Genomic DNA, 7,960 nt, shown 5'->3' on the forward strand with positions numbered 1-7,960 from the left:
TTAATTATCATGCTGTGCATAAAAACATCATGCGAGATAGGGAGCTCAGGAAAGTAACCCCGCTAGGGATAAAGCGACTTAGAGAAGCTTTTGAAGATGCAAAACTAAGGAATGCTCACAGGAAAGAACTATTGGGAGGGGAGCCGCATGAGTAACGTTGCATATGCAGATTTTGGTAACAAGAACCACGCTAGGAGTTCTCGGATGGATAACTCTAAACTTGGTCACGTCGCGATATTCAGGAGCCTGCTTAACGCAAGCTGGGCAGAAGATACAGCTAAGCTTGCGCTATGGGTCAGATTACTAGGGCAGGCAAGGCATAAGCCAACAACAGTTGAGTTTGGTGGTGTGTCTTGGGATCTTCGGGCTGGTCAGTTGGTAACAAAAGCAAAAGTTTTAGCTAGAAAACTTAAGGATGCAAAGGGAAAAGAAAAGACTGAAAAACAAGTCAGAGACATGCTGGATTTTTTTGAGCAAGAAGGGATGATAACCCGCGCAGGTACACGACACGGAACAATAATCACAATCACAAATTACCTTGAATATCAGGCAAATTACGAGGTGACAAAGCAAGTTACTAATGAGGTGACAATCAAACCCAGTGATACCAACGTTCAGGGCTTAACTGAGGTTACTAACCTAGTAACAAAAGAAGTGAAACAGAATAAGAATGTATTTGAACAAGAAATAAATACTCCCCTAACCCCTCAAGAGGGGGATTGTGAAAAGTTAATTTCAACCAATCGAAAAAACAACATCCCCTACATCGAAATTATGAATGCGTTTAACGAGGCTGCTGGTGACAGATTACCAAATGCTGAATCCTTGAATGACAAGCGGAAACGAGCCATCTCAAAATTCCTGAAAGAACTCAAAGAGCCAACAGTCGAAGCGGCTAAAAACTATTTTGAGTATTTCATGAGTTCAGCTAAAGAGTTTTATTTCGGTGAAAACGATTCTGGTTGGAGGGCTAATTTCGATTATCTGCTAAGACCGTCGACAGTGTTAAAAACTAGGGAGGGATCGCTATGAATTACCAAGTGCCACACAGCCTAGAGACCGAACAAAGTGTTATCGGATCCCTACTGATTGACCCAAACAGCGACAATGCTCAACGAGTGTTTTCCGTGTTGAAGCCAGATGATTTTTACGGCACACACCACAAGATTATCTTTGAGCAAATGCGGTCAATGGCTAGCAAGCATCAACCGATTGATATCTTAACTGTAGCTGACAGCTTGAAAGCAACTGGAAGCGAAGGAACTACAGGTGGATTGGGTTATCTGGCTGAAATTGCAAAGAATACCCCAAGCACCGCAAACGTGCTCCATTACTCGAAGAAAATCAAAGAGTATGCCAATGAGCGCTATGCCATTGAGAAAATCAACGAAGCCACACGATTACTGATTGAGCCAAGCACTCTAAGCTTTGGTGAAAAAATGGAGTTCGTGCAGAAGCTAGTAACTGACGCAAGCGAAAACGGTGTTACTGGTCGCAAGTCTGGTTTGAAAAATATGGCTGAGCTATTGCCTGAATGGTTCGAAGGCGTAGAAAACATGTTTAACAATCCAGAGCAGTTTGTTGGGCTCAAGACAGGTATTAAGCCACTTGATGACATGCTAGCTCCTAAATTTGTTGTGCGTGGATCCCTATTCGTTATCGGTGCGCGTCCAAAGATGGGTAAAACAACCGTTCTAACTGAAATGGCGAAAAACGTTTCCGATAATGGGCTACCAGTGGCTCTGTTCAGCATGGAGATGTCCAATCAGCAATTGGTTGAGCGAATGGTAAGCCAGAAGTCAGGCTTAAACTCAGATATGTTCTATGGCGGCACAGAGGATGATTTCGAATGGGCGCTACTTGGCAAGGCTATCAGTGACCTGAGCGAAAAGTCTAACATTTGGGTCGATGACACAGCAGGGATGACACTTGAACACATTCAGTCAGAGTGCCGGAAGTTGAAGCGCAAGGTTGGGAAAATCGGGTTTATCGGCGTGGACTATTTAACACTGATGAAAGCTGGAAAAGCAGATCGCAACGATATTGCCTACGGTGAAATTACCAAAGGTCTCAAGCAGCTAGCAAAAGAGCTTGATACTACTGTGGTATTGCTCACTCAGCTAAACCGCAAACTGGAAGATAGAACCAACAAGCGACCTATGCCAAGTGATAGCCGTGACACCGGTCAGATCGAGCAGGATTGCGATTACTGGATGGGAATATACAAAGACTCAGTTTACAACGACAAAGCCGACAAGACGCTTACAGAGCTTATTGTGAGACTTAACCGTCATGGTAAAACAGGAACAGCATTTGTAGACCAGAAAGGTCTTTGCTTATTCGACACCGACCAAACTCACGCAATGGCTCGCGCTGACATGGCAACCGCCAACCGTAACACACCAAATCATAAGGACTTCTAGATGAGCACAGACAAGCGAGTTATGTGTTACCGATGTCTACACATCTACAATTTACTAGATGCAAAATTAATCAAAAATAAGCGACTTACTCACACCAAAGACAAGTGCTGCCCTAAGTGTGAATGTAAAGTTTATTTTTCAGAATAAGGATTTTTAGGATAAATAATATCGACTTCAAACTTGTATTTGAATTACTCGACAAAATGGAAGAGTGCGCTAATCGAATTAAAGAGCTAAATCAGTCAATTAAGCGAGGTGTTGAGTGATGAAAGGAACAACTAGCACAGCTCTGATGTGGATATACGCAGCAGAAAGAATGAGTCGCAAATTAAAATATGTGAAAAGCGGTAGAGGTAAAGTTGATTACAACCGAAAGCTGCATAAGCCATATCGCAGCGAACGAGTTTTAAATCGACTCATGAAGCTGGATGCTGCTGTATTTTTTAAAGCTATTAAATCTAGCAAACGGGGAGGTATCTAATGCAGGGAACTAATTGGGTTAAGTGTAGCGAGACATTGCCAGAACTAGACGCACCAGTATTTGCTGGATGGTTCAGAGGTAATGGAGAGTTTGTATACCACGTTTTCATGCGTTCTGATACATGTGGAGAAGGTTGGATTTGGTCGCGTTCTTACAGCCATTTTATCAGCGATAACGATGAGTTTATTGAAGATGATAATTACCCAATAACGCACTGGATACCTTTACTACTCCCACCAATGCCAGAGGGTGAATGATGAACATCACCAAATTACCCATCGATAAAAAATTCCAAGCTAATGGTGAGCTATCTAAACGCTTGCTGGAATTAATCCACGAATATGACGGTGAAATAAGCTTAGCTGAAGCAATAGGGGTTATTGAGATTGTTAAGTTAACGCTAATTGGTGAACAGGAGAGCCAACAGTGAGTGATAAGCTGCCAGATGAAATTTTAAAAACGCTAGCCACTGAGCCAATGTTTATCGAAGTGGTAGAACGCTGTTTAGATGAAAGTGAGTTAGTTAGTAATTTTAGCCGTATCTATGGCGTTGATTTGCCAAGAAAGCCAACCTCACCACTAATTGCAATGGTCGACGAAGCGACAGGATTTAGAGAGCATCAATTTAATGAGTTCTTTACAGCTTTTATCCCGTTTGTTTATCGGTGTGTTTGGTTGCCACTTTACAGCGAAGGAAAACTGGGAGGCTAACTTGGAAGCAGATTTTCTCTTCCACGAATCAACCAAAAATACCGCATGGCAACACCTCAAAGAAGTTCTAGCAACAAACCAACCACACCGAATCATCATTAAGCCTTGGAAGTCCACACGCTCACTATCTCAGAATGCAACTTTCCATATGTGGTGTGGAGAGATAAGCAAGTATCTGTGTAAAAACAAAGCTAATTTCACGCCTGAGACTGTCAAGGACATGTTAAAGCACACATTCCTAGGCTACGAGGTGGTAGAGATGATAGACGCTACTACGCAAGATATAGAGCACGTAAGGACACTTCGAAAAACATCAAAACTTGATACAGGTGAAATGTTCCACTTCATGGAGCAGGTTGAGCGCTGGGCGGTAGGTATTGGTTGTTTCGTGACAATCCCAAGCAATTCGGAATACATGAAACTCAAGGAGCAGCAAGAGAGATGAATATTGTAATAGCGGAGATAATTGCTAAAAACTTCAAGGTTGGCGATGTGATTACATCTGTCATTGTTCGAGATCTAGATAATGGGCGCGTGCATTTAAATAATTACTCGTCGGTGCTGAATGACCTTGTTGTGTGGGGTGCAGTAACTAAGCAAAAGAAAAGGGGCAAGATTGCTGAATTTAAGATAATCGGCGATGTGAGTATTGCCATCAACGCAGAGATAAAAAAGAGGGAGTCCAGCAAATTAAGCAGCAGAGAAGGCTCATTTAGCCGAGCATTCCCTGAGCACCTGATAGATAAGTTCAACTCGCTGTTAGCTGGGGTGAGAGCATGAAAAACGAAGCAGAAGCGTTTATGAGCGCATTAACAACGTTAAAGCTATGTTGGGCTATCCATAAGTCTAATGAAGCCGTCAGGAAGTGTGCAGGGCTATTAAAGCGCAAATTTAAAGAGCACTTAGCGTATGAATCAATGCGGAAGATTGAAGGCAGCAGCAGCCCGATGTTGGTCATCACACTTGCCGAGTGGGAGTTGAAGCGATGATTAGAACCCGACACGTCATTCTATTCTTTTCGAGTGTTACTTTGGTTATAGGTCTTGTGGGGGTGTAGATGCAAAAGCCGAGAAAATCGGTGCGGCGAAAATGTAAAATATGCAAAGTAATATTTCACCCGTCGTACGATAATATTTGGTGGTGTTGTCCGGAACATGGAGCAGAATTAGCAATCAAGCGACGAAGTAAGGAGAGAGAAAAACTAGAAGCTAAACTCAAGAAAGAGCAGAAACAAAAAGAAGTAAAAGCCCGCGATAAACTCAAAGCCCGCAAGTTAGCAGTAAAACCCCTCTCATATTTCACCAAACAAGCACAGACCGCATTCAACGCATTTATCAGAGAAAGAGACAAGGATGAGCCTTGCATCTCGTGTGGTCGTTTTCACGCAGGTCAGTATCACGCAGGACACTATCGAACAACCGGCGCTAATCCAGAACTTAGGTTCGATGAAGATAACTGCCATAAACAATGCGCCCCATGCAATAACCATCTATCGGGAAATATCGAAAATTACACGCCTCGACTAATAGAAAAAATCGGTCAGGAACGTTTCGATCGTCTGATGGGTTCTCATGAGTTGCCAAAGTGGAAGCGCGAGGATTATGAGCGGATACGTGATCACTATCGGAAGAAGTTAAAGGAGCTGAAAGATGCAGGCTGAGATAACAACCATTCCAGAATTACTCATCAAAGCCAGAGGAAATCAAACCAAGGTAGCTGGCTGGATAAGCGCATCGCGAAATACAGTAAGGAAGTACGCATTCGACGTAAAGGCAGAAAAGCACATCATTGTAAATGGGCAGCTTATGGTTATACATCGCGGTGGAATCGGCGGAGCGATAAAAGGAAAGAGTGAAGTATTGCAGGGGGTGAGATGAACTACATCGGAGAGAAAGAACTTACAAAGGAGCAATTCGACTGGCTTAACGGATGGCTTGAATTGTGGGGCGCTTGGGTTCACTCAGGCCGAGTAGACATGAGGAAAATTAACATCATATACAAATTCATGCAATCAGTTGACCCAAGCAAAAATCTAACACGACCGATGTGCAATGACGATGACGGAATGTTGATTTCTCAGGTCATAGATTCTGTCATCGCCATTGACAAGCAGGCTTATAAGATACTGATAAGTTACTACGTGTACGGTGCATCAAAGCTTTCGATAGCATCTTACTACCATAACAATGCAAAACCTCGCAAAATGAACACAAGGTCAGGAGGAAAAGTAAAGGTTCCATCATTGCGAACATGCCGAAGAGAAGTTGATGAAAAGCTGAAAGCTTGTCAGTGGTTATTATACGAACCTCTACGAAATGCAATGAACGGTCGCAAACGTGTAGCTAAAGTTAGAAAAATAACTGAACTTTGCTATTGACAGAAATGGCCAAATGGACAATACTTATCAGGTAAGCTGCCTTAACTGTTCTTAGGTTGGCTTAACCAGATTAATAGAGCCTCACTTCGGTGGGGCTTTTTGCGTTTAAGGGTTTATATGCTTGATGAATTCGAGTGAGCATAAAAAAACCACCAACTTTTTAGGATGGTGGCAAAAGATTGCAAATCATGTTTATAGCTAAACCAAAAAAAACTCTTGGTCGTCTTTTATTTTAACCAACCAATTTAAAAAAAGAAACAGGCTTTATCTGATGTTCTATTTATAACTGGTTGATATTGTTCCGTTATCGGAATTCCGATAACGCTATTTCACATGCTCGGTTATTCCGAACAACTGCGTGATTTACGCCTTCTTGTGTGAGTTCTCTCTCTTTTGAAAATGCGTTTGTAGTCATCATCAGTGTATGTGTCGTATTGTTTTCTAGCGTATAGGATTGATTGCTCATGTATAGCGCTGTTACTTTTAATCTGCTGCCAGCGTTTCTTTGCATTATAGTGCTCTTTTTTGATTTGAGACTCAGATGACCTGCATTTTTTCAGAGTCAATCTAGCTCTTTCTCTGAAAGCTGAAAGCAAAGCTGGGTCGCTATTTAGTCTATCTCTTAGTTTAGTTAAATATGATGCGCGAGTGTTTTTAAATTCTTCAGTATGTTTTATTGAATGATAGCGCTTTTTCTCTTTTTCACTATTCCTGATTTTTGCACATTTTTCGCTGCAAGTAGCAGGGATTCGTCCTGATTTATATTTTATTCTAGATCCGCATACTTCACAGATGCCACCCTTACAATAACTGCACATCAATCGACCCCTGTATGTTGGTTTTGTTATTGTGCGCGGGAACAGTTCTTCTACGCCGCAATCACAGCGGCATAGAATCTGAGAATTAGAGGAATCTTTTATTATTGTAAGCTTGCCGAACTTTTGGCCTGTTCTATCGTTTTTCATTTGATAAGTCTCGGCGAGGACTGTACAAAACGTGATTAATAACAATAAAATCTTTATTGATCCACTGCGTGACTTGCTGGGGTTTTATATCTAATTTAGATGCAAAGTCTTTCTGGCTGCCGTTGTAGTAAGTGTTTATGTATTCGATAAGTGTCATTAGCATTCAACCTCTTGCATTTCGCGGTCAACACAGTAAGCGATATAGATAACACCTTGCTCATCAGATGATTTAGCGCAGTCATAACCTAATTTGTGAGCTAAGATACCTTGATATTGCTGGATAGCCCAGTCAGCTTCACCTTCATCGTCATAGCCGTTAAACTCAAAATCACGAATGCTTGATTCGTTGCTCAGTAACTCAGCAATTTCTTCGTCAGATGCTTCGATTTCTAAATCGTCGCGAACTAGCTCAATAACTTGCTGAACAGCTTGCTCCGCAATGTCATGATGAGAGAAAAAAGATTCAACGTCGATTATGTTATTTACTTCTAAATTGTACTGATAGTTACACTCACCAGCTAAGTTATACTCATTTCCTTCAGCAGCGAAGAACAGACAGCCTTTTAAGAATAAAGCGTATGGGCTTCTCGCTTTTACTTCAGTGATTCTTTCTGCGCTTGCGTGAGTGATGATCATTTTGCCTTCCTCTGCCTTGTTGGTATGAATATATAATAAAGCGTTTTACTTTATAAATAAAGCGTTTTACTTTATATTTATATGTTTAATTTGAAGTAAGTCACATTTAACAGGTCGCCTAGTGCGGCCTTTTTCGTATACAGCCACCGCAAATCACTATCAACATGTTTAATTACTGCAATTTTGCGACGGGCTATCTATTTAAGAGAGGTAGTTATGAGCAATCAACATTTAGAATCAGTGATCAGTGAATTATCAGCCATTGCTTCAGTAAGTTACATAGGGCTGAACATTTAACTTATCTCAAATGCTGATTAAATTCATTAATCCAAATCCGGTCATCTAATGGTGGCTTTCTATTAACCAA

General features: G+C 41.5%; 15 protein-coding genes. 13 read left to right on the forward strand and 2 right to left on the reverse strand.

The window, feature by feature from the left end; translation table 11 throughout:
* Positions 1-147 precede the first annotated feature (147 nt).
* The 13 genes from PR675_RS15965 to PR675_RS16020 all read left to right on the forward strand — a co-directional run bounded on the left by PR675_RS15965 (position 148) and on the right by PR675_RS16020 (position 5,992).
* Entirely contained in the window at positions 148-1,032 is an 885-nt protein-coding gene (locus tag PR675_RS15965; protein ID WP_272582799.1) for a replication protein, read from the forward strand.
* Positions 1,029-2,423, forward strand: a complete 1,395-nt coding sequence (locus PR675_RS15970) for a replicative DNA helicase (protein WP_272582800.1) — start codon at positions 1,029-1,031, stop codon at positions 2,421-2,423. The genes PR675_RS15965 and PR675_RS15970 overlap by 4 nt, the downstream gene beginning before the upstream one ends.
* A 21-nt stretch (positions 2,424-2,444) precedes the next feature.
* Positions 2,445-2,570: a hypothetical protein gene (locus PR675_RS21040; protein ID WP_419178880.1), complete on the forward strand. Its 126-nt coding sequence runs from the start codon at positions 2,445-2,447 to the stop codon at positions 2,568-2,570.
* Positions 2,571-2,688: 118 nt separating this feature from the next.
* A complete protein-coding gene (locus PR675_RS15975) occupies positions 2,689-2,904 on the forward strand; it encodes a MarR family transcriptional regulator (RefSeq protein ID WP_272582801.1) in 216 nt (71 codons plus the stop codon).
* Positions 2,904-3,161 (forward strand): DUF551 domain-containing protein, encoded by a 258-nt coding sequence (locus tag PR675_RS15980; protein ID WP_272571039.1) that lies wholly within the window; start codon positions 2,904-2,906, stop codon positions 3,159-3,161. The genes PR675_RS15975 and PR675_RS15980 overlap by 1 nt, the downstream gene beginning before the upstream one ends.
* Positions 3,161-3,334: a hypothetical protein gene (locus PR675_RS15985; RefSeq protein WP_014657878.1), complete on the forward strand. Its 174-nt coding sequence runs from the start codon at positions 3,161-3,163 to the stop codon at positions 3,332-3,334. Before PR675_RS15980 ends, PR675_RS15985 begins: the two co-directional genes overlap by 1 nt.
* The gene (locus tag PR675_RS15990) at positions 3,331-3,615 is read left to right on the forward strand and encodes a hypothetical protein (protein WP_014657879.1); all 285 of its coding nucleotides are present in this window, start codon (positions 3,331-3,333) and stop codon (positions 3,613-3,615) included. The genes PR675_RS15985 and PR675_RS15990 overlap by 4 nt, the downstream gene beginning before the upstream one ends.
* 1 nt (position 3,616) lies before the next feature.
* Positions 3,617-4,060: a YbcN family protein gene (locus PR675_RS15995; RefSeq protein WP_272582802.1), complete on the forward strand. Its 444-nt coding sequence runs from the start codon at positions 3,617-3,619 to the stop codon at positions 4,058-4,060.
* Positions 4,057-4,395, forward strand: coding sequence for a hypothetical protein (locus PR675_RS16000; protein ID WP_014657881.1), 339 nt, complete (start codon positions 4,057-4,059; stop codon positions 4,393-4,395). The genes PR675_RS15995 and PR675_RS16000 overlap by 4 nt, the downstream gene beginning before the upstream one ends.
* The gene (locus PR675_RS16005) at positions 4,392-4,604 is read left to right on the forward strand and encodes a DUF7740 domain-containing protein (protein ID WP_196712906.1); all 213 of its coding nucleotides are present in this window, start codon (positions 4,392-4,394) and stop codon (positions 4,602-4,604) included. The genes PR675_RS16000 and PR675_RS16005 overlap by 4 nt, the downstream gene beginning before the upstream one ends.
* A gap of 68 nt (positions 4,605-4,672) precedes the next feature.
* Entirely contained in the window at positions 4,673-5,275 is a 603-nt protein-coding gene (locus tag PR675_RS16010) for a recombination protein NinG (RefSeq protein WP_004916469.1), read from the forward strand.
* Positions 5,265-5,492 carry a hypothetical protein gene (locus PR675_RS16015; RefSeq protein WP_004916454.1) on the forward strand — a complete coding sequence of 76 codons (228 nt, stop codon included), beginning with the start codon at positions 5,265-5,267 and terminating at the stop codon, positions 5,490-5,492. Before PR675_RS16010 ends, PR675_RS16015 begins: the two co-directional genes overlap by 11 nt.
* Positions 5,489-5,992 carry an antiterminator Q family protein gene (locus PR675_RS16020; RefSeq protein WP_004916449.1) on the forward strand — a complete coding sequence of 168 codons (504 nt, stop codon included), beginning with the start codon at positions 5,489-5,491 and terminating at the stop codon, positions 5,990-5,992. The genes PR675_RS16015 and PR675_RS16020 overlap by 4 nt, the downstream gene beginning before the upstream one ends.
* Positions 5,993-6,333: 341 nt before the next feature.
* Here PR675_RS16020 and PR675_RS16025 read toward each other — a convergent pair whose 3' ends face one another.
* Both PR675_RS16025 and PR675_RS16030 read right to left on the reverse strand, forming a co-directional pair.
* Entirely contained in the window at positions 6,334-6,957 is a 624-nt protein-coding gene (locus PR675_RS16025) for a hypothetical protein (RefSeq protein ID WP_131728129.1), read from the reverse strand.
* Positions 6,958-7,113: 156 nt separating this feature from the next.
* On the reverse strand, positions 7,114-7,593 hold the full coding sequence (locus tag PR675_RS16030; protein ID WP_060561196.1) for a hypothetical protein: 480 nt from the start codon (positions 7,591-7,593) through the stop codon (positions 7,114-7,116).
* Between the last annotated feature and the right edge of the window lie 367 nt (positions 7,594-7,960).

Origin of the sequence: Providencia sp. PROV261 (assembly GCF_028477945.1) — a bacterium.
GTDB lineage: Bacteria > Pseudomonadota > Gammaproteobacteria > Enterobacterales > Enterobacteriaceae > Providencia > Providencia stuartii.

Bases quoted from the DNA above. Each gene is read 5' to 3' on its own strand.
- PR675_RS15965 (WP_272582799.1), top strand. From the start codon at position 148: ATGAGTAACGTTGCATATGCAGATTTTGGTAACAAGAACCACGCTAGG.
- PR675_RS15970 (WP_272582800.1), top strand. From the start codon at position 1,029: ATGAATTACCAAGTGCCACACAGCCTAGAGACCGAACAAAGTGTTATC.
- PR675_RS21040 (WP_419178880.1), top strand. From the start codon at position 2,445: ATGTGTTACCGATGTCTACACATCTACAATTTACTAGATGCAAAATTA.
- PR675_RS15975 (WP_272582801.1), top strand. From the start codon at position 2,689: ATGAAAGGAACAACTAGCACAGCTCTGATGTGGATATACGCAGCAGAA.
- PR675_RS15980 (WP_272571039.1), top strand. From the start codon at position 2,904: ATGCAGGGAACTAATTGGGTTAAGTGTAGCGAGACATTGCCAGAACTA.
- PR675_RS15985 (WP_014657878.1), top strand. From the start codon at position 3,161: ATGAACATCACCAAATTACCCATCGATAAAAAATTCCAAGCTAATGGT.
- PR675_RS16000 (WP_014657881.1), top strand. From the start codon at position 4,057: ATGAATATTGTAATAGCGGAGATAATTGCTAAAAACTTCAAGGTTGGC.
- PR675_RS16005 (WP_196712906.1), top strand. From the start codon at position 4,392: ATGAAAAACGAAGCAGAAGCGTTTATGAGCGCATTAACAACGTTAAAG.
- PR675_RS16010 (WP_004916469.1), top strand. From the start codon at position 4,673: ATGCAAAAGCCGAGAAAATCGGTGCGGCGAAAATGTAAAATATGCAAA.
- PR675_RS16015 (WP_004916454.1), top strand. From the start codon at position 5,265: ATGCAGGCTGAGATAACAACCATTCCAGAATTACTCATCAAAGCCAGA.
- PR675_RS16020 (WP_004916449.1), top strand. From the start codon at position 5,489: ATGAACTACATCGGAGAGAAAGAACTTACAAAGGAGCAATTCGACTGG.
- PR675_RS16025 (WP_131728129.1), bottom strand. From the start codon at position 6,957: ATGAAAAACGATAGAACAGGCCAAAAGTTCGGCAAGCTTACAATAATA.
- PR675_RS16030 (WP_060561196.1), bottom strand. From the start codon at position 7,593: ATGATCATCACTCACGCAAGCGCAGAAAGAATCACTGAAGTAAAAGCG.